The organism is Pseudarthrobacter sp. Y6 (genome assembly GCF_050156205.1).
In the GTDB taxonomy this organism is placed as follows: Bacteria; Actinomycetota; Actinomycetes; order Actinomycetales; family Micrococcaceae; genus Arthrobacter.
On record NZ_CP189574.1, the window covers coordinates 3853608 to 3871766 of the forward strand.

The following is an 18159-nucleotide window of genomic DNA, read 5'->3' on the forward strand; positions in this document are numbered from 1 at the left end:
TACCGGAATGCGTGTGGTCATCGCCCCGGACAAGTTCAAGGGCTCGCTGTCTGCCCCCGACGTCGCCAGCCGCCTGAGCGCGGGTCTGCAGTCGGCTGTGGCGGGCCTTGAGACCATACTCATTCCGGTGGCCGACGGCGGCGAGGGCACCCTTGACGCCGCCGTCGGCTCGGGCTTCACCCGCCGGACCGCCACTGTCACCGGCCCCACGGGCCAGCCGGTCCGGGCCGACTTCGCGGTCCGCGACCGGGAAGCTGTGATCGAAATGGCCGCAGCTTCCGGGCTCGCACTGCTGCCTTCTGTCATCCAAGGCGGCAGCCCGGACTCCGAATCGGCCACCACCGCCACGAGCCTGGGCACCGGAGAACTCATCCGAGCCGCCCTGGACCTGGGCTGCCGGAAGTTCATCCTGGGTGTAGGCGGCAGCGCCAACACCGACGGCGGCGCCGGCGTCCTGCAGGGCCTCGGGGCAGTGCTCCTGGACGCCGAGGGCAACGAGCTCCCCGGCGGCGGGGCCGCCCTGGCCCGCCTGGACCGGATTGACTTCTCCGGCCTGGACGTCCGGCTGGAGGACGCCCGCTTCACTCTGGCGTCCGACGTCGACAATCCCCTTCTGGGGCCCCGCGGCGCCGCCGCGATCTTCGGACCGCAGAAGGGTGCGACGCCGAGTGACGTCATTGCCCTCGACGCCGCCCTGGCGAACTTCGTCTCGGTCCTCGCCGGCGAGATCGGCATCCGTGCCAAACAGGCCGCCGTCGCACCCGGCGCAGGAGCAGCCGGCGGCGTCGGCTACATTGCCATCGCCGCGCTGGCCGCGGCACGCAGGCCAGGCATCGACGTCGTACTCGAATTCACCGAACTGGAGCAGCGGCTGGCCGGCGCGGACCTCGTGATCACGGGCGAAGGCAGCCTGGACGAGCAGAGCCTGCTCGGCAAGACGCCCATGGGTGTGGCCCGCGCCGCGGCGCGCGCCGGAATCCCTGTGATTGCCGTCTGCGGCCGCAGTACGCTGAGCCCGGAACAGCTCGCGGAAGCCGGGTTCAAGGCGGTTCACGCCCTGACCGACTTTGAGTCCAATGTAGAGAAATGTATGGCCGAAGCAGGCCCGCTGCTTGAACAATTAGGTAAGCACATCGGCGTGCACCTGCCTGCGAGTGCAGCGCGTACCGACACCAAGGAGAACGTCCATGTCTGAAGAAACCACCCCGGCGGCCGGCGCGTTTGACCTGGTCATCCGCGGCCAGCGCATCCTCACCACCGCAGGCATCACCGCCCGCGAAGTAGGCATCCGCGGCGGCGTGATCGTCGCCATCGAGCCGTTCGGCAACGGCCTTACCGGCACGCAGGTCATTGACCTGGCCGACGACGAAACCCTCATCCCCGGCCTCGTGGACACGCACGTCCACGTCAACGAGCCCGGCCGCACCGAGTGGGAGGGCTTCGCGTCCGCCACCCGTGCAGCCGCCGCCGGCGGTGTCACCACCATCATCGACATGCCGCTGAACTCCATCCCGCCCACCACCACGGTGGAAGGCCTCAAGCTCAAGCGCGAGGTGGCCGAGGACCAGGCGTTTGTGGACGTCGGGTTCTGGGGCGGCGCCGTGCCCGGCAACAAGGCGGACCTCCGCCCGCTGCACGACGAGGGCGTGTTCGGCTTCAAGTGCTTCCTGCTGCACTCCGGCGTGGACGAGTTCCCGCACCTCGAAGCGGACGAGATGGAGGAGGACATGGCCGAGCTCAAGTCCTTCGACTCCCTCATGATCGTCCACGCCGAGGACTCCCACGCCATCGACCGCGCCCCGCACCCCGGCGGCGACCACTACGAAACGTTCCTGGCCTCCCGCCCGCGCGGCGCCGAGAACAAGGCAATCGCCGAGGTCATCGAGCGGGCCCGCTGGACCGGCGCCCGCGCCCACATCCTGCACCTCTCCTCCTCGGACGCGCTGCCCATGATCGCGACGGCAAAGCGCGACGGCGTCCACCTCACCGTGGAGACGTGCCCGCACTACCTCACCCTGATGGCCGAGGAAATCCCCGACGGCGCCACCGCCTACAAGTGCTGCCCGCCCATACGCGAGGCGTCCAACCGCGAGCTGCTCTGGAAGGGCCTGCAGGACGGCACCATCGACTGCATCGTCTCGGACCACTCCCCCTCCACCCTGGACCTGAAGGACCTGGAAAACGGCGACTTCGCCGTGGCCTGGGGCGGCGTCTCCTCGTTGCAGCTGGGGCTCTCCCTGATCTGGACCGAGGCCCGGCACCGCGGCATCCCCCTGGAGCAGGTGGTTTCCTGGATGGCTGAGAAGCCCGCCGCATTGGCCCGCCTGCACAACAAGGGCCAGCTGGCCCTCGGCTACGACGCGGACTTCTCCATCTTCGCGCCGGACGACGCATTCGTGGTCGATGTCACCAAGCTCAAGCACAAGAACCCCATCACGCCCTACGACGGCAAGGCGCTCTCCGGCGTCGTCCGCAAAACGTTCCTTCGCGGCAACGAGATCGACGGCCGCACGCCCAGCGGCAAGCTGATCCGCCGCGGCGGCGTCTGAGGCGCAGCGCGATGGCCGTCAACGTCCATGCACCGTACCCGCGGCCGCGCGCCGGCTCCGTTCCGGGGGCCCGTCCCGGCCACCAGCCAGGGCTTCAGCCGCGCGGCCTGGCGGTGTGGCTGCAGCCCTGCGAAGGCCAGGACATCGACCCCGCGGTCTGGGCCCAGGCGGCCAAGGCGGTCCTGGCACGTGCCCGCCGGCTTGCTCCGGAAGCCGAAGTCCACCTGTGGACCGCCCCCGGAACTGGAACGTCCGGCGTCGAAGGTTCAGACGCTTTCGACGTTTCCGACGGCGGCGCTGATGTTTCCACAACGGCAGCGTCCGACGCCGGAAACGGCACCGCCGCCGTCGCGCCCATCTCCCTGGCCTGGCGGCGCAGCATCGTGGCAGTGGATCTGGCCGCTGACACCGTTCTTCTGGACGGTGTCCCTGTCAGCTTCACGGGCATGGAATACAGCCTCGTGCGGTACCTCGTGGAGAACCAGTCGCGGGCGATACAACGTGAAGAATTGCAACGCGTTCTGGAGTCCCTGGACTGCCCCGGCGCGGCATTCCGCTCCATCGACGTGTATGTTGGACGCGTCCGGCGCAAGCTGGGCTCGGCCCGCCACGCCATCGCCACGGTGCGTGGGGGTGGCTACCAGTTTGTGCCCGGACCGGGCAGCACCGTCCGCGGACCCGCGGAATACTGCATCTAGGCAGCCCGTTACCCCTATGAATTGATCGCCGACCACGGCGGTTGCCCCACAAGTCAAGGATCGCTACATGACCCAGAAACTCCTCGCCGGAACCCAGGCCCCCGATTTCGCACTGCTCAACGCCGACGGCCAGAAGGTCTCACTCTCCGATTTCCGCGGACGCAACGTCATTGTGTACTTCTACCCGGAAGCCGCCACCCCCGGCTGCACCACGGAGGCCTGCGACTTCCGCGACAACCTCGGCAGCCTGCAGTCCTCGGGTTACGAGGTCCTGGGCATCTCCCCGGACGCGCCTGAGAAGCTGGCAGCCTTCACCGGCGACTTCGCCCTGACATTCCCATTGCTCTCCGACGAAGACCACGCTGTGGCCCTGGCCTACGGCGCCTGGGGCGAAAAGCTCGTGAACGGGGAAGTGGTTGACGGACTGGTCCGTTCCACCGTGGTGCTCGACGCCGAAGGCAAAGTCACGCTCACCCAGTACCAGATCAAGGCCCAGGGCCACGTCACAGCGCTCAAGGCAGAGCTCGGCGTCTAAGAATCGCCTTCGCTTGGGGTTTTATTTGTTGCGTCCGCGTGCAGCTACGTGCCAGCGGTCCACGATTTCGCCGCCGCTGATCACGGTGACTTCGTCGACGAGGTTCATGGCCACGCAGACATGATTGGGGACCACACGCAGTCGGTCTCCGAGAGCCGGCAGCGTTGCCTCCGCCGGCCATACGACGGTGGCGTGGTGTTCTGACAGTGCGCTAATTCGGGCTTCCGGGTGGTCAAGGAGCCGCCCGAAGCCGGTGGTCCAGCCGGGCCGGTCCCCGCCGAGGATTTTGCTGCCGGAGTCCAGGATGACTCTTCGCGGTATGAGGTCGGTGCCTTCATGGCGGCTGACGACTGTTGCCGCGATGGTCAGTGCGATGTCTTCGGCCGCACAGCGTTCCAGTTCTAGTTGTTGGGCATCTCCGAAGACGTACACGCCAGGCCGGACTTCTGTCGCTCCGGACGTGCCGGTGAGGGTTGCGGTGGGTGTGGACCCGCCGCTGCGGTGGGTGATAGGGAAACCTGCCGCGGTGAGCAGATCGGCGGCCTCGAAGAGGGCCAACCGTTCCTCGTCCGCAGCCTTTAACGGCATGCCGGGGGCATAGCCGTGCCCTGGAAACGTGAAAATTCCCGTTACGCGCAGCCCTGCCCGCGCTGCGGCCTGGGCGACGTCGACAGCGGCGTCTGGTGCTATCCCGCTGCGGTGGTGCCCGCTGTCGATCTCCAGCAGCACTTCAATCTCACCGACAGCATCGCCCAGGGACGCGGCCATGGTTTCGGCTGCTTCCCGTGAGTCCACGCCTACTGCGATCCTGGCTTTTGTTGCAAGGCGCTTCAGCCGTTCAGCCTGTCGGGGACCGACCCAGATTGGATAGGCGATGAAAATGTCTTTGGCTCCGTGCTCTGCAAAAACTTCGGCCTCTCCGAGGGTCGCCACTGTCAGCCCGACGGCTCCGGCTGCCAGCTGCATTTCAGCAATTTCGGGCACTTTGTGCGTCTTGACATGTGGCCGAAGGTGCAAGCCCTTGGCTCGGACGGCAGTTGCCATGCGGTCGATGTTTCGCTGGAGCACGTCCCGGTCGATGATGATCTCGGGTGTGTCGATTTCCGCTGGGATGGTCATCTTTAGTTTCCTGATCTCTGTCGCTGGCGTTGCCCGGATTCGAGGCTGTGCCTGGAACCGGGGCCTCCGCAGGATCGCCTGTGCGCCTCATGGAACCAAAATCCAGACGGCAACACTCTAGTTGAACGAGCCCTCGCAAACTCTATGTATACAACCGTCGGTGGGACAGCAGGAGATGCAAAGCGCAAACAAGAGCCGGAGTTTCACGAACCCCTCGTTGGCTGGCAAAAGACGAACGGCGACGCCGAACGCGGAATTTGGGAGCAGATACTCGCTGCGGACCCACTTAGCGGAGACTCGACCTTGCTCCAACGCTATGAGCCCGGTGCCGACTGTCGCATGCTCGTAACTGTTCGGCCGAAGCCAGATTCAAGCGGCCGCCGCTGACCGCGGCAGGGCCTGGGGCGGACGACGGCGGGACCTCCCGCCGTCGTCCGCTATCGTTAATGCCCTAATTGGTCCGCAACGGAACAGACAGCGGACCGAGTTCGGCCGAGTGGGGTGGGTTTGCCCCCGGCCGGGAGCAGGTGATCGCCGCGGCGCCGTTGGCGTAGGCTGCGAGCGCATGCAGTTCATCGTGGGACAGGCTTTGGAGCCGTTGCCGGCCACCGGCCCCGAGCGCCGCGAGCTGGTCCAGGCCGGAGATGAGCGCGGCCATGAAGGAGTCGCCGGCGCCCACGGTGTCAGCCACGGAGACGGGTTCGGCTGTCATTTCCACGCGACTTTGGCGGGCAAGAATGACCGGGCCGGACGCGCCGCGCGTCAGGGCTACGAGCGCGGGTCCAAGTACCAGCCAGGCTGCCAGGCTCTCCTCCGGCGTCCGGTGCGGATAGAGCCAGGCCAGGTCCTCATCGCTGGCCTTCACGATGTCGCTCGCGGCCACGAAGCATTCCGCCTGCGTGCGAGCCGCGGCCGCATCGGGGCCCATCGCCGGCCGGCAATTGGGGTCGAAACTGATCGTCGCCCACTCACGCGCTGCCTCCAGCAGTCCATGCGTGGCCTGGTCACCCGGCCCCAGCACGGCCGCGATCGATCCTGTGTGGACGTGGGTGGAACCTTGGACCGCTGCCAAAGCCGGAAGCGACGCCCCACTGATGTCCCAGCTGATGTTGAAGGCATAGGTGGCCGCCCCGTCGGGACCGAGCGTGGCGGCCGCCGTTGACGTGGGCGAACTGCCGCCCCGGACCACTGTGACGCCATTGGCCTTCAGGTGCCCCTCGATCATGTGCCCGTGCGGATCATCGGCGTAGTGCGTCACAAGGTGCGTCGCCAGACCTAGCCGTGCCACACCCACAGCCACGTTGAGGGGACTACCTCCCGGGTGGGCCTGGACCTCCCCCGGCCGGCGGGGGTCGCTGATGATGTCCACGAGCGATTCGCCGATGACTGTGATCATGGTCAACGGCCCGGGTAGACGACGGCTTTGAGCTGGCCGGCCTGCTTGCCCGCTTTCAGGGCTTCTTCGGACTCGGCGAGGGTGAATCTGCCGGTGACGAGGATGTCCAGGTCCACCTTTCCGTCGGCGATCAGTTGGATCGCCAGCGGCCAGGTGTTGGTGTAGCGGAACACGCCGGAGAGCCAGATTTCCCGGTTCTGGATGTACGAGACTGGAAGCTCGACGTCGTCCGCCCCAAGCCCCACCAGGATGACTCTGCCTGCCGGCCCCACGGCTCTGATCCCGGAACGGACAGCCTGAGGTGCGCCGGAAGCGTCAATGAACGCGTCGACGTCGAGCCCTTCCACACTGTCGGTCTTGGCGTTCAGCGCGTGGGTGGCGCCGTGCTCCAACGCGAAGGCGAGCCGGTCCTCGGCGATGTCCGTGATGTAGATTTCGCTCGCCCCGAAGGCGCGTGCGGCCTGGGCGGCGATGATGCCGATCGGGCCGGCGCCGGCGATCAGGACCCGGCTGCCGGGCCTGATCTCTGCACGCTCGCAGGCCCAGAGCCCGACGGAGAGTGGTTCGATGAGGGCGGCCGCCTCGTCGCTGACACTGTCCGGGATGTCGTAGGCGAAGTCGCTCTGGATGGTGACGTACTCGGCGAAGGCGCCGTCGATCGGCGGGGTGGCGTAAAACTCGATGTCCGGGCACAGGTTGTAGCGGCCTGCCTTGCACTGCTTGCAGATGCGGCAGGGGCGCTGGGGTTCGACCGCGACGCGGTGGCCAATGCGGCCAGGGTCAACGGCGCTTCCGACGGCGGCGATCCTGCCGGAGAGTTCGTGGCCCAGGATGAGCGGGTGGTCCACCACATAGTCACCGATCCGGCCGTGCTCGTAGTAGTGGACGTCGCTGCCGCAGACGCCGACGGCGGCCACCTGCACCAGCAACTGGTCAGCGCCGAGCCGCGGAAGGGGCAGGGTTTCCATGGCCATGTCGCCTTGGCGCTTGAGGACGGAGGCGCGCATGGTGGCCGGCAGTTCGTGGTGCGCCAGCGTGCCGGGCTGTGCCGTGGGTGTTGTCATTGAAGTGCTCCTCTAGAAATGGAAAGTGGGGATGGCCGGCTACTCGAGGACGTTATTTGACGGCGCCGAGGGAGAGGCCCTGGACGAGTTTGTCCTGGGCGGCGAAGCCCGCGGCGAGCACCGGGAGGGAGATTACGACGGCGGCGGCGCAGACTTTCGCCAGGAACAGGCCCTGGCTGGAGACGAAGCCTGTGAGGAAGACGGGGGCGGTTCCAGCCATCACACCGGTGAGGACCCGGGCCAGGAGAAGTTCGTTCCAGCTGAAGATGAAGCAGATCAGCGCGGTGGCGGCGATGCCGGGCATGGCTACGGGAGCGATGATTTTCCGGAGGGTCAGCAGCAGCCCTGCGCCGTCGATCTGGGATGCTTCAAGCATTTCCACCGGCACTTCAGCGAGGAAGGAGCGCATCATCCAGACCGCGATGGGCAGGTTCATGGAGGTGTACATCAGGACCAGGAACCAGATGTTGTCCAGCGCGCCTGCGGTTTTGGCGAAGAGGAAAAGTGGCAGGATGGCGGCCACCACGGGCATCATCTTCGTGGAGAGGAAGAAGAACATCACGTCGGTCCACTTCTTGACCGGGCGGATGGACAGCGCGTAGGCGGCCGGGATGGCGAGGACCAGGACCAGGACGGTGGAGCAGATGGAGGCCGTGGCGGAGTTGATCAGCGGGGGCCACGGACTGACACCGGAGCTGGCGCCGAAGAACTCCTGGTAGGCGTCCAGGTTCAGGTTGGCCGCGATCGAGGGCGGGTTGGTGGCGGCGTCGGTCTCGGAGTGGAAGGAGGTCAGGATCATCCACAGCACGGGTGCTGCGAAGAGCAGGGCCAGGACCCAGGCAGCAGTGCCGGCGGCGGTGTTGTTGCGGGTGGGGTCCAGGCGGGACTTGCCGCGGCGGCGCGAGCCGGTGTTCAGGACCGTGGGGCCGGGTGCCGTGTTGCTGGGCGTCGCAGGAGTGATTGTGCTCATCGTGCTGCCTCCTTCTTGAAGAGCGAGAATACGGTGCGGAGGGCGAAGGTGGCCACGATGATGGTGCCGATGACCACCACGACGCCGGCCGCGGAAGCCAAGCCATATTCGTTGGCGAAGTAGAACGTCTGGTAGACGGCGTAAGGCAGGTTGGCCGTGCCCAGGCCGCCGGAGGTGAGGGTGAAGACGGCGTCGAAGTTCTGCACGATGTAGATGGCACCGAGCAGTCCGCCGAGCTCAAGGTACTGCCGCAGGTGGGGAAGGGTCAGGTGGCGGAAGATGTCCCATGGGGTGGCGCCGTCCATCTGCGCGGCTTCCACGGTGTCCATGGGCCGGGACTGCAGTCCCGCCAGCAGGATCAGCATCATAAAGGGCGTCCACTGCCACACCAGGGACAGAATGACAGCCATCAGGGGTGCCTGCGACAGGAGGTCCGGCTGGGGAGGAGTGTCGCTGCCGAAGAGGGACCAGATCCAGGTCAGGATGCCGTTGATCAGGCCGTAAGTGGGGTTGAGGAGGGCGTGCTTCCAGATGAGGGCTGCAGCTACGGGCACCACGAGGAACGGTGCGATCAGCAGGGTGCGGGCCAGGCCGCGGCCGATGAACTTCTTGTCCAGGAGCAACGCCAGCCCCAGTCCGATGGCCAGGCTGGCCAGGACGACGGAGACGGTCAGGACGATGGTGGTCAGGATGGCCTGGCGCAGGTCAGCATTCGTGAGGACTTCAACATAATTGCTGAACCCCGCGAAGCCCGACTGATCCGGACGGAGGCTGTTCCAGTTCAGGAACGAGATGATCAGGGTCACCACAAATGGAAGCTGGGTGACGACGATAAGGAATATCAGGGCCGGCAGCAGCGGTGCTCTCCGTGCCCACGCCATGGCACGTTCCCGTGACTTGGCGTTCTTGGAAGGTTTGGTCGCGCTGTGCCCGGAACGGGAAGTGCGCGCTGTTGCGGTAGTCATGATGGTCTCCTGCGGTGCTGCGGCCCGCGATGGGGCGGGCCGCAGCACCGGGTGGTGGGTGGTTACTTCTTGTACTTGTCGCCGATTTTTTGTGCCGCTTCCTGGCCCTTGGCCAGTGCATCTGCAACTGAGCCCTGACCGGCGATGGCGGAACTCACGCCCTGCGAAACGGTGGTGCCCAGGTCCGCGAACTCAGGAATGCCCACGAACTGGATACCCACGACGGGACGTTCCTGAACGCCAGGGTTCTTGGGGTCGGCGTTCTCGATGGCGGAGCGTTCAGCTTCGAAGAACGGGGCAGCCTTCTGGAATTCGGCGTTCTCATAGGTGGAGATGCGCTTGCCGGACGGAACCTTGGCCCAGCCGAGCTTGGAGGCCACCAGCTCTTCATACTTCTGCGAGCTGGCCCAGGCGATGAACTTTCCGGCCGCGTCCTGCTTCTTGGAAGCAGCCTGCACACCCCATGACCAGGTCCACAGCCAACCTGAAGACTTCGTTTCCTTCACCGGGGCCTGGACGTAGCCGATCTTGCCCTTTACCGGGGAGGAATCAGCCTCCAGTGAACCAGCAGCAGAAGTGGCGTCGTACCACATCGCAACCTTGCTCTGGCTCATGTTGTTCAGGCATTCGGTGAACCCTGCCTGCGCGGCTCCGGCCTCACCGTGTTCGCGAACGAGCTTGGTGTAGAACTCCGTCGCCGCGGTGAACTCGGGAGAGTCGACCTTCGCGTTCCAGTCCTTGTCGAACCAGGTGCCGCCGAAGGTGTTTACCACGGTGGTCAACGGGGCGAAGACCTGGCCCCAGCCCGGCTGACCGCGAAGGCAGATGCCCTTCATGCCGGCCTCGGCGCCGTCGGCCTGGGCCGCGAGTGCCGCTACCTCATCCCACGTCGGGTTGTCCGAGATCTTCAGGCCCTTGGCCTCAAAAACATCCTTCCGGTACATCAGGAAGGAGGACTCGCCGTAGAACGGTTCGCCGTACAGCTTGCCGTCCTTGCCGGTGAGGGAAGCCGTGTAGGCGGGGAGGATGTCGTCCTGGTTGAACTCCGCATCCTTGGCAACATTGTCCAGGGGTGCCAGCCAGCCGTTGGCTGAGTAGAACGGAATCTCGTAGTTGGACAGCGACGCGACGTCGTACTGGCCGGCCTGACTGGAGAACTCCTGGCTGATCTTTGCGCGGACATCATTCTCCGGCAGGATCGTGTAGTTGACCTTGATCCCGGTGTCCTTGGTGAAGTTGTCTGCAGTGAGCTTTTGCAGGTCCTCCATCTGGGGATTGTTCACCATCAGGACGTTGATGCTGTTCTGGTCACCAGCTGAGGCGCCTCCGCCAGCGCCCGAGCAGGCTGAGGCAGAAAGTGCGATACACAGGGCACCTGCGGCGAGAGTTGCGGCGCGAATTTTCGGGCGCATTAAGGACTCCTTTGTTCTTCATGGTGTGCACAGTCGCCGCACCTCGACTGCTGCGTCGAAGTACCGGGACTGGAGCGAGGCGAAAGATCGGGAATCCGACGTGCCGCGCTGTTGTTCCTCAACATTAGGCGTGTGGGACAGGGCACAACTAGCGCCGTGGTTGCCAGTTTCTGATACTAATTTTCCCTAACCATCCTCCGGGATAGGCGCTAATCTGAGGGAACGCACCCACGTGCCGTCCATATTTCATAAACCCCCAACGCCTGGAGAACCACCATGAAAGCTCCGGACCCGAGCGACGACGCAACGGCCAGGCTTGCCGAAAGGCTGCTGGGCATGCGTGCCAGCAGGGAAGTCATCCCGGCGGACCCGAACCATTCTGTCCGGTGGCACGAGCATGACTATCCCACCGCCGCAGCACGCTGGAACTACCATCCCGAGTACGAGATCCACCTGATCAGGAAGGGCACCGGCAAGTTCATAGTCGGGGACCACATCGGCACGTTCGAGGCAGGGCACGTGTCCCTGGTGGGATCAGGACTGCCCCACGACTGGGTCAGCGACCTCGAGCCCGGCGAGGTCATTGAAGGCCGGGACGCCCTGATCCAGTTCGACGGAAAATGGGTGGAGCAGACCGCCGCCTTGGTTCCGGAGCTGGCCGAGATCGAGCCCCTGCTGGAACAGTCCGCCCGCGGGATCGAGTTCCTCGGGAGCACGGCCCGGGCCGCGGCTGGGTCCATCGAAGCGATGGGCACGTCCACCGGGTTAGGACGGCTGCACCACCTACTGGAACTGTTCGCCACTCTTGCGCATTCACCGCTGGAGGACCGGCGTTACCTCGCCGACGAATGGTTCAGGCCGCAGCTGGACGGCCAGGCCGCGGCGGTGGTGGACATCGTCCTGGAGTACGTGTTCGGCAATCACGCCGGCAGCGTCAGAATGTCCGAGGCGGCGGCACTGGTGGGAATGTCCGAGCCGACCTTCTCGAAATACTTCAAGCGCGCCACCGGCCAGAACTTCAGCGATCTGGTCCGCAAACTCCGCCTGGCCCATGCCCGGCGTCTGCTCGAGCGCAGCGACAAACCCATCTCGGACATTTGCTACGAAGTCGGGTTTTCCAACCTGTCCAACTTCAACCGGCATTTCCTGAACGACGTCGGCGAAACGCCCCGGAGCTACCGCCAACGGATGCAGGGCTGACCAAGCCACCCGGCACAAGCGAAGCGGAGGACGGCGGACCCTCCCGCTGTCGTCCGCTTGTGTTGTGTGTTTGGTTGTGGCCTTTCAGGCGCCCGCCCGCGCGATGCCTTCCGGACTCAAGGGTGCCCAGATCGCGTCGACGACATCGTCCCGAAGGAAATACTGCCGGCTTTCCAAGGGCGTGAGGCTCCCCCGGACTATGTAGTAGCCCCGGCCTTCACCGGGGCCGCCGGCGGCCCGGTCAATAGCGTCGAGCATGTCGCGGTCCAGCTGCTGGTCCGGGCCGCGCTCTTGAAGTGCTGCCAGTGCGTCCGGCGCGAGGGAACTGATGAGCCCTTGGATATTCGTCATTTCATGCACATCCTTAGCGGCACCACTCGGGACATTGTGAATGGCTTCCCCCGAGGGCGTACCGGGGGTGCCTGCACCGGCTGCGTCCATCCCCCGATTGTAGGACCGGGCCTGGGATCAGGCCAGACCCTGTTTTGGGGTTATGCCGACCCGCCACAAAGGCGGTGACAGCACTTTTCACGAACACAGGGTTCTCCTCGGCTCAGTCAATGGCCGCTCAGGGAACCGGGCTATCGGGCCATGCGGCACTGAGCGGGGGTGCATTAAGAGACTTCATCCCGCGGACTAACGGCCCGGGAGCACACGGTTTCGGGGCCATGAACAGAAACTGTCCTGGTAGCTGAAAACGTTGAAACCTAAATCTCAGAGTGCTGCCCGGAAGCCTTCGACAAACAGCTGCGCCCTTTCGTTCGCGTACTTGTCCAAGAGCACAAGGCCCGTGGAGATACCGGAGCGTCCGCTGGGGGCAACCGATTCGATGTAAAGCCGGGAGGTTTCGACAACGAGAACAAAACGCGGCGGCGGAAACCACTCTGTCGCTCCGTCCAACGCGCTGGCATCCTCTAGATCCGGTTCACGAGCCAGCTGCAGGTACTTCGTTATGCCTTCATGTAGTGGAACTGCGCCGCCCGGGAGGGCAAGCTGGAGTTCCCCCTCCCGCGTTATGTTCAAATACACAGCACCGTGCGGATGGTAAGTAAAGCCATCGTCTCTTCGTTTGAACAAGGCGTCCGCTATCGGCAAGACATTGTCGGGGATGGCGTCGAGAATTCCGGCCTTCGCGTAGGTTTCAAGAGTCCGCGATCCGAGCTCCCGCAGGTATGGTGCGAGCGCTGCTATCCGCCGCCTCCGCTCAGCCTCATCAGCGTCCATCATGGCCCGATAGTACGCTCCGTGTGATCATCCTGTTACCCATCGGTCGGTCCAGATTCCTGGCGAACCCTATGTTTACGTCACCGGCCAGGTGACTCTTGACGCACCGGACCTCGCAGGCACACTGGCCCGGCCGGACGGTCCCCCACTCGTCCGCGCCATCATCATGCACGAACTGGCGCACGTCCTGGGATTGGATCACCTTAACGACACCACGCAACTGATGCACGAAGAAAACAGCGGGCAGTTCGACTTTGGGATGGCGACCGCGGCGGTCTGGCTCTGCTGGGAACCGGGGCGTGCGTCCCGCGTCTATGACGGGGATGAGCTGGCAATGTCGGCCTAAGAGCTGACGGTGGGCCCTGTACGGTTTCGGAGCCGCGCGAGGGCTGATGCGCTGTCCCGGTCGCCTGGTCCAGGACGGTGCCCTCGGCGAGGCTTTTTCAATGGGCAACAGATCATAGGCATGGTCCGAGTGCAGGTGGCTGATATATACCGCGCTGAGCATATGCGGCTTGAGGTGCTCTGTTGGCCGGGGCCAGCGCCCAGGAGGATGCCGGTATCACGCTGAGGAGCGGCAGAAGCACCTGGCGCGCGGCCGGAAAATTCGTTCCGATGCGGACGATCCGTCATGACCGCGTGCGAGCCCGCCGGTGTCAGGGCAACTTTCCGCGACGAGCGGTAGAACAGCGCAACGCCGAGTTCGGCCTCCAGCTTCTGCATCTGTTGGCTCACGGACGACTGGGCTATGTAGAACCGGCCGGCAGCCCTGCCGAAAATGGAGTTCCTCGGCGATGACTGCGAAGGATTCAAGCTGGCGCAGTGCACTGCGCACAGCAGAACCAACCCGTTCCCTGGAGGCTAAATTGATATGAACCCTGGGCTAGGCTCCCGGATTCTTCAGACTTCGTATTGCGCCGGACCACCGAGTCATGCAAACTGACTACAGATCCGCAGGAACAAATGCTTCCGCCGATCCAGCCCGCCGGTCACTACGGCCGGCCTCCGCCCCATCAGAGAATGCCGGGCAACCCCTCTGGAACCACCGCTTTCCGCCTCCCCGGGTGCGCCCGGCCCCGGAAGCCTGTGCCCGCTCAGAGTCCCGGGATCCCGCCGAGAAAGAGACCACCATGATCAAGCGCCACTCGGACCTCGTCCTGGAAATCACAGCCCACGATCCTGACACCGTCGAAAACGACCTCAACACCGCCGTGGAGATGGCCCGCGAACACGCCATGCAGGAAAGCCGCCACGGCATCCTGGTCACACAATGCAGCTACACCAACTACACCGTCGCCGTCAGCCGCGACGTCCCCTACGGGCAGACACACGAACGGCGGGAACAACCGGCGTAGTAGCAAAGCAAGCGGACGACGGCGGAACCTCCCGCCGTCGTCCGCTTGCTTTTGTGGCCGTTCCCCACGGTGCGGACCAGCCGGCATCGGGACGCGGTAGTTTGGTGGCATGACGGAAAGCTACAGGTACGACGTGGAGGTCCTGCATCTGCTGGTCTCGCCGGCGCACGCCTACTTCGGCCGCGCCCGCGAGGGTGCAGCGGATGTCCCCACCACGGATGCCGGGCGGGTGGAGCTCGCGGCGGGCAAGGGCATCGTCGGGGACCGGTTCTTCGGCAAGGCCGCGCACATGGACGCCGCTGTCACCGTGTTTGCCATCGAGTCCCTCGAGGCCATCGCCGCGGAGCTCGGATCGGCACCGTTTGACCCGCTCCTGACCAGGCGCAACATTGTGCTCCGAGGCGCCCACCTGGCACCGCTGCTGGGACACGACTTCGCTCTGGAATCCCAGGGAGACCTCGTGCGGCTCACGGCCGGGCGCCCCGCACACCCCTGCGTCTGGATGGATGAGATGCTCGCCCCGGGCGCACACAAAGCGATGCGCGGGCGGGGCGGCGTGCGGTGCCGGGTACTCTCCGACGGCGTCCTGCACCGAGGACCGGCGATGCTGGTCAGCCCCGTGCTGCTTGAGCCCGAGCGCGCCGGTGAGGCTACGCTGTTGCGGGCGTCGCGGCTGCCCTAGCCCGGTTCAGCGCCGTTCCGAGGCTGAGTCCAGCGACGGCGAGGCCGCTCCGGGGAGAGTCGCTCACGGCAACAGTCTGTCCCACGACAGCTTCCGAACAGAACTCCGTGAAGCCGGGCTCGAACCAGCGCCGTCAGCGGACCTGCCGTCCGAGGACCTTGCCGTCAGCGGACCCGCCGTCACAGGACCTTGGAAAGGAACGCCTTGGTCCGGGCATGCTGCGGGTCGCTGAGGATCTGCCGCGGTGGACCGGCCTCCACCACCACGCCCTCATCCATAAAGACCAGGGTGTCCGCCACCTCGCGGGCGAAACCCATCTCGTGCGTCACCACAATCATGGTCATGCCGGTAAGTGCCAGCTCCTTCATCACGTCCAGGACCTCGCCCACCAGCTCGGGGTCCAGGGCGCTTGTGGGCTCATCGAAGAGCATCAGCTTGGGGTCCATGGCCAGCGCGCGGGCGATGGCCACCCGCTGTTGCTGCCCGCCCGAGAGGTGCGCCGGGTAGTGGTCACCTTTGTCCCCCAGGCCCACACGCTCCAGCAGTTCCCTGGCCCGGGCGGTGGCTTTGGCCTTGGAAAGCCGTTTCACCCGCATGGGAGCCAGGATGATGTTTTCCACCGCCGTCAGATGCGGAAACAGGTTGAATCGCTGGAAGACCATGCCGATTTCCTGGCGTTGCAGGGCCGCTTCAGCGAGCTTCAGTTCGTGGAGCTTGTCTCCTTTTTGACGGTAGCCAACCAGCTGTCCGTCGACCGAGAGCCTGCCCGCGTCCACCCGTTCGAGGTGATTGATGCAGCGCAGGAACGTGGATTTGCCTGAACCGCTGGGACCCACGATGCAGAGCACCTCGCCCGGCTTGACCTCCAGGCTGATCCCGCGCAGCACCTTGTTGGTGCCGAAGTTCTTAGAAACCCGGTCTGCAAGCACCATCGGCATGCCCGTCATCCCTTTCCTCCAAAGTCTGTGCCGAGCGGTACGGCCGGTGCGCCCGGCGCCGCCGTCGGTCCCGGCTCCGGCGACGCCGGTTCCTTGCCCGTCTTGAGCCGGCCGGTTCCGCGCGAGAATCGCTTCTCGATGAAGTGCTGGCCCACCATCAGGGCGGAAGTGAAAAACAGGTACCAGAGCGACGCCACAATCAGCAGCGGCACCGGAGTAAACGTCACCGCTGAAATACCCCGGGACACCCCGTAGAGGTCAATGCTCAACGGAATCGCTGCCACCAGCGAGGTGGTCTTGAGCATCGAGATCACCTCATTGCCGGTGGGCGGAATGATGATTTTCATGGCCTGCGGAACCACGACATAGCGCATGGTCTGCCCCCAGGACATGGCCAGGGCTGTCGAGGCTTCCTCCTGGCCCTGATCCACGGACAACAGCCCGGCGCGCACGATCTCGGACATGTAGGCGGCCTCATTCAGGGCCAGCCCGATCACGGCGGTGATGAACAGGTTGGTGAAGATCTCGTTCGGGATGGTGGCCCAGGGCGTCATGAACGGAATGCCCAGCGTGAACACCGGATAGATCAGGGACACGATGCCCCAGAAGACCAGCTGCACGTAAACAGGCGTTCCCCGGAAGATCCAGATGTACAGCCACGCCACACTCTTCAACACAGGGTTCGGCGAGAGCCGCATGATCGCCAGCAGCAGGCCCAGAACTATCGCGCCCACCATCGCATAGATGGTCAGCGACAACGTGACCCACGCGGCCTGGCTGATCCGTCTGTCGAAGATGTACTTGCCGACGTCGGCCCAGCCGTAGTCGGGGCGTTGGGCAGCGTCCAGCACGAAGACCGCCAGCGTGAGGACGAGGACCACAGCCACGAGGATCCGCCACGGGTGGCGCAGCGGGACGGCGACGATAGTCGTCGGCTCGCCATCGCGGTCCGAGACGACGACGCCGGCACCCTTTCCGGCGCCCGGGACGGGGTCGGGGACGGTGCCCCTACCGGCACCGTTGCCGCCGGCCCGGGGCCGCCGGCCGGGCAGCGGCTCAGTCATCCTGCCGGACTCCCGCTCGCTCATTCGTGATCACCCCTTGGCTGCCACATTGAGCGCCGCCGTCTTGACCCCGCCGGATTCCACTCCCCACTTGGCCAGGATCTTGTTGTACGTGCCGTCGTCGATCAGCGACTGAAGCGCCTTCTGCAGGACCGGGGTGAAGGCGCTGTCCTTGGCCACGGGCATCCCGTAGGGCGCCACTTCGAACGCGTCGCCGGCGGTCTGCAGCTTGTCCTTGGTCTTGGAGATCGCGTAGAGGGTCACGGGGGAATCGGCGCTCATGGCGTCGACCTGTCCGACCACCAAGGCGTTTGTGGCCTGGTCCTGCGCGTCGTATTTGAAAATGTTGATGGCGGGCTTGCCGGCATCGGTGCAGGCCTTGGACTTCGCGGGCACCTCGTGCGTGTCTTGGTAAGTGGTTGCCTGGACGGCAACCTTGAGTCCGCACGCGTTGTCGGGGTCCACGGTCTTGCCCTTCGGGGCGGCCCACTGGATTCCGGCGGAGTAATAGTTCACGAAATCCACCTGCTTTTCGCGTTCCAGGGTGTCGGTGAAGGAGGACACGCCCATGTCGTCCTTTCCGGCCTTCACGGCCGGAAGAATGTTGTCAAAAGTGCCGATGTCGAAGTTGACCTTCAGGCCCAGGACGTCACCCAGCGCCTTCGTCAGGTCCACGGCCCAGCCGGCCGGAGCACCGTTCTCGTCCTTGAACTCGTTGGGCGGGTAGTTGTTCGCCATGCCGACGTTGAGGACACCGGCGGACTTGATCTTCTCCGGGAGCGACGCCGCAAGGGAGTCGTTCTTCTTCACCGCGACGGCGTCAGCCGTTCCGGATGAGCCGGACGTGGCAGCCGTGGCTGCTGGTTCGCTGTTGTTGACGCAGCCCGTCAGCGACATTGCCGTGATTACGGTGAGAACGGGAAGCAGGTATCGAGTGCGCATGGTTTCCTTAGCTGTTCAGGGTTTGTTGGACCTCCCGCAACGCTGC

The 18159-nt window shown here is 65.1% G+C and carries 20 protein-coding genes; 8 read left to right on the forward strand and 12 right to left on the reverse strand.

Going from position 1 to position 18159, the window contains the following annotated elements; all coding sequences use genetic code 11:
- Positions 1-7: 7 nt before the first annotated feature.
- The 4 genes from ACQCSW_RS18550 (at position 8) to bcp (ending at position 3782) form a co-directional block, all read left to right on the forward strand.
- A complete protein-coding gene (locus ACQCSW_RS18550) occupies positions 8-1195 on the forward strand; it encodes a glycerate kinase (RefSeq protein ID WP_426988244.1) in 1188 nt (395 codons plus the stop codon).
- Positions 1188-2549, forward strand: a complete 1362-nt coding sequence (gene allB / locus ACQCSW_RS18555; protein WP_426988246.1) for an allantoinase AllB — start codon at positions 1188-1190, stop codon at positions 2547-2549. Before ACQCSW_RS18550 ends, allB begins: the two co-directional genes overlap by 8 nt.
- An 11-nt stretch (positions 2550-2560) precedes the next feature.
- Positions 2561-3247: a winged helix-turn-helix domain-containing protein gene (locus ACQCSW_RS18560; protein ID WP_426988248.1), complete on the forward strand. Its 687-nt coding sequence runs from the start codon at positions 2561-2563 to the stop codon at positions 3245-3247.
- Between the two features lie 67 nt (positions 3248-3314).
- Positions 3315-3782, forward strand: a complete 468-nt coding sequence (gene bcp, locus ACQCSW_RS18565) for a thioredoxin-dependent thiol peroxidase (protein ID WP_426988250.1) — start codon at positions 3315-3317, stop codon at positions 3780-3782.
- A 21-nt stretch (positions 3783-3803) separates the two neighbouring features.
- On the opposite strand, the gene ACQCSW_RS18570 is transcribed toward bcp, so the two are convergent.
- The 6 genes from ACQCSW_RS18570 to ACQCSW_RS18595 form a co-directional block, all read right to left on the reverse strand.
- Entirely contained in the window at positions 3804-4901 is a 1098-nt protein-coding gene (locus ACQCSW_RS18570; protein ID WP_426988252.1) for a D-TA family PLP-dependent enzyme, read from the reverse strand.
- Between the two features lie 451 nt (positions 4902-5352).
- Complete coding sequence (locus ACQCSW_RS18575) at positions 5353-6297, reverse strand: carbohydrate kinase family protein (RefSeq protein WP_426988254.1); 945 nt, start codon at positions 6295-6297, stop codon at positions 5353-5355.
- Between the two features lie 2 nt (positions 6298-6299).
- Entirely contained in the window at positions 6300-7361 is a 1062-nt protein-coding gene (locus ACQCSW_RS18580) for an NAD(P)-dependent alcohol dehydrogenase (protein WP_426988256.1), read from the reverse strand.
- Positions 7362-7413: 52 nt separating this feature from the next.
- The gene (locus tag ACQCSW_RS18585) at positions 7414-8331 is read right to left on the reverse strand and encodes a carbohydrate ABC transporter permease (protein WP_426988258.1); all 918 of its coding nucleotides are present in this window, start codon (positions 8329-8331) and stop codon (positions 7414-7416) included.
- On the reverse strand, positions 8328-9296 hold the full coding sequence (locus ACQCSW_RS18590) for a carbohydrate ABC transporter permease (RefSeq protein WP_426988260.1): 969 nt from the start codon (positions 9294-9296) through the stop codon (positions 8328-8330). Before ACQCSW_RS18590 ends, ACQCSW_RS18585 begins: the two co-directional genes overlap by 4 nt.
- Before the next feature lie 62 nt (positions 9297-9358).
- A complete protein-coding gene (locus tag ACQCSW_RS18595) occupies positions 9359-10708 on the reverse strand; it encodes an ABC transporter substrate-binding protein (protein WP_426988262.1) in 1350 nt (449 codons plus the stop codon).
- Positions 10709-10984: 276 nt separating this feature from the next.
- Between ACQCSW_RS18595 and ACQCSW_RS18600 the strand changes: the two genes are divergently transcribed.
- Positions 10985-11908: an AraC family transcriptional regulator gene (locus ACQCSW_RS18600; RefSeq protein WP_426988264.1), complete on the forward strand. Its 924-nt coding sequence runs from the start codon at positions 10985-10987 to the stop codon at positions 11906-11908.
- An 84-nt stretch (positions 11909-11992) separates the two neighbouring features.
- On the opposite strand, the gene ACQCSW_RS18605 is transcribed toward ACQCSW_RS18600, so the two are convergent.
- Both ACQCSW_RS18605 and ACQCSW_RS18610 read right to left on the reverse strand, forming a co-directional pair.
- On the reverse strand, positions 11993-12259 hold the full coding sequence (locus tag ACQCSW_RS18605) for a hypothetical protein (protein WP_426988266.1): 267 nt from the start codon (positions 12257-12259) through the stop codon (positions 11993-11995).
- Between the two features lie 363 nt (positions 12260-12622).
- The gene (locus tag ACQCSW_RS18610; protein WP_426988268.1) at positions 12623-13135 is read right to left on the reverse strand and encodes a hypothetical protein; all 513 of its coding nucleotides are present in this window, start codon (positions 13133-13135) and stop codon (positions 12623-12625) included.
- A gap of 88 nt (positions 13136-13223) precedes the next feature.
- Here ACQCSW_RS18610 and ACQCSW_RS18615 point away from each other — a divergent pair, with 88 nt between their 5' ends.
- On the forward strand, positions 13224-13478 hold the full coding sequence (locus ACQCSW_RS18615) for a hypothetical protein (RefSeq protein WP_426988270.1): 255 nt from the start codon (positions 13224-13226) through the stop codon (positions 13476-13478).
- Here ACQCSW_RS18615 and ACQCSW_RS18620 read toward each other — a convergent pair.
- Positions 13475-13960, reverse strand: coding sequence for a helix-turn-helix domain-containing protein (locus ACQCSW_RS18620; protein ID WP_426990735.1), 486 nt, complete (start codon positions 13958-13960; stop codon positions 13475-13477). The genes ACQCSW_RS18615 and ACQCSW_RS18620 overlap by 4 nt on opposite strands.
- A 302-nt stretch (positions 13961-14262) precedes the next feature.
- Between ACQCSW_RS18620 and ACQCSW_RS18625 the strand changes: the two genes are divergently transcribed.
- The gene (locus tag ACQCSW_RS18625) at positions 14263-14487 is read left to right on the forward strand and encodes a hypothetical protein (RefSeq protein WP_354252006.1); all 225 of its coding nucleotides are present in this window, start codon (positions 14263-14265) and stop codon (positions 14485-14487) included.
- Between the two features lie 109 nt (positions 14488-14596).
- Entirely contained in the window at positions 14597-15169 is a 573-nt protein-coding gene (locus ACQCSW_RS18630; RefSeq protein WP_426988272.1) for an MOSC domain-containing protein, read from the forward strand.
- Positions 15170-15348: 179 nt separating this feature from the next.
- Here the strand turns inward: ACQCSW_RS18630 and ACQCSW_RS18635 are convergent, their stop codons facing one another.
- From ACQCSW_RS18635 to ACQCSW_RS18645, 3 genes are read right to left on the reverse strand one after another with little or no spacing between them, the layout of a single operon-like run.
- Positions 15349-16116, reverse strand: coding sequence for an amino acid ABC transporter ATP-binding protein (locus tag ACQCSW_RS18635; protein WP_426988274.1), 768 nt, complete (start codon positions 16114-16116; stop codon positions 15349-15351).
- A complete protein-coding gene (locus tag ACQCSW_RS18640; RefSeq protein ID WP_426988276.1) occupies positions 16113-17195 on the reverse strand; it encodes an amino acid ABC transporter permease in 1083 nt (360 codons plus the stop codon). Before ACQCSW_RS18640 ends, ACQCSW_RS18635 begins: the two co-directional genes overlap by 4 nt.
- Before the next feature lie 6 nt (positions 17196-17201).
- Entirely contained in the window at positions 17202-18113 is a 912-nt protein-coding gene (locus tag ACQCSW_RS18645) for an ABC transporter substrate-binding protein (protein WP_426988278.1), read from the reverse strand.
- Positions 18114-18159 lie beyond the last annotated feature (46 nt).

Excerpts from the sequence above, each read along its gene's own strand:
- ACQCSW_RS18550 (WP_426988244.1), top strand. The coding sequence starts at position 8 with ATGCGTGTGGTCATCGCCCCGGACAAGTTCAAGGGCTCGCTGTCTGCC.
- allB (WP_426988246.1), top strand. The coding sequence starts at position 1,188 with ATGTCTGAAGAAACCACCCCGGCGGCCGGCGCGTTTGACCTGGTCATC.
- ACQCSW_RS18560 (WP_426988248.1), top strand. The coding sequence starts at position 2,561 with ATGGCCGTCAACGTCCATGCACCGTACCCGCGGCCGCGCGCCGGCTCC.
- bcp (WP_426988250.1), top strand. The coding sequence starts at position 3,315 with ATGACCCAGAAACTCCTCGCCGGAACCCAGGCCCCCGATTTCGCACTG.
- ACQCSW_RS18570 (WP_426988252.1), bottom strand. The coding sequence starts at position 4,901 with ATGACCATCCCAGCGGAAATCGACACACCCGAGATCATCATCGACCGG.
- ACQCSW_RS18575 (WP_426988254.1), bottom strand. The coding sequence starts at position 6,297 with ATGATCACAGTCATCGGCGAATCGCTCGTGGACATCATCAGCGACCCC.
- ACQCSW_RS18580 (WP_426988256.1), bottom strand. The coding sequence starts at position 7,361 with ATGACAACACCCACGGCACAGCCCGGCACGCTGGCGCACCACGAACTG.
- ACQCSW_RS18585 (WP_426988258.1), bottom strand. The coding sequence starts at position 8,331 with ATGAGCACAATCACTCCTGCGACGCCCAGCAACACGGCACCCGGCCCC.
- ACQCSW_RS18590 (WP_426988260.1), bottom strand. The coding sequence starts at position 9,296 with ATGACTACCGCAACAGCGCGCACTTCCCGTTCCGGGCACAGCGCGACC.
- ACQCSW_RS18595 (WP_426988262.1), bottom strand. The coding sequence starts at position 10,708 with ATGCGCCCGAAAATTCGCGCCGCAACTCTCGCCGCAGGTGCCCTGTGT.
- ACQCSW_RS18600 (WP_426988264.1), top strand. The coding sequence starts at position 10,985 with ATGAAAGCTCCGGACCCGAGCGACGACGCAACGGCCAGGCTTGCCGAA.
- ACQCSW_RS18605 (WP_426988266.1), bottom strand. The coding sequence starts at position 12,259 with ATGACGAATATCCAAGGGCTCATCAGTTCCCTCGCGCCGGACGCACTG.
- ACQCSW_RS18610 (WP_426988268.1), bottom strand. The coding sequence starts at position 13,135 with ATGATGGACGCTGATGAGGCTGAGCGGAGGCGGCGGATAGCAGCGCTC.
- ACQCSW_RS18625 (WP_354252006.1), top strand. The coding sequence starts at position 14,263 with ATGATCAAGCGCCACTCGGACCTCGTCCTGGAAATCACAGCCCACGAT.
- ACQCSW_RS18630 (WP_426988272.1), top strand. The coding sequence starts at position 14,597 with ATGACGGAAAGCTACAGGTACGACGTGGAGGTCCTGCATCTGCTGGTC.
- ACQCSW_RS18635 (WP_426988274.1), bottom strand. The coding sequence starts at position 16,116 with ATGACGGGCATGCCGATGGTGCTTGCAGACCGGGTTTCTAAGAACTTC.
- ACQCSW_RS18640 (WP_426988276.1), bottom strand. The coding sequence starts at position 17,195 with ATGAGCGAGCGGGAGTCCGGCAGGATGACTGAGCCGCTGCCCGGCCGG.
- ACQCSW_RS18645 (WP_426988278.1), bottom strand. The coding sequence starts at position 18,113 with ATGCGCACTCGATACCTGCTTCCCGTTCTCACCGTAATCACGGCAATG.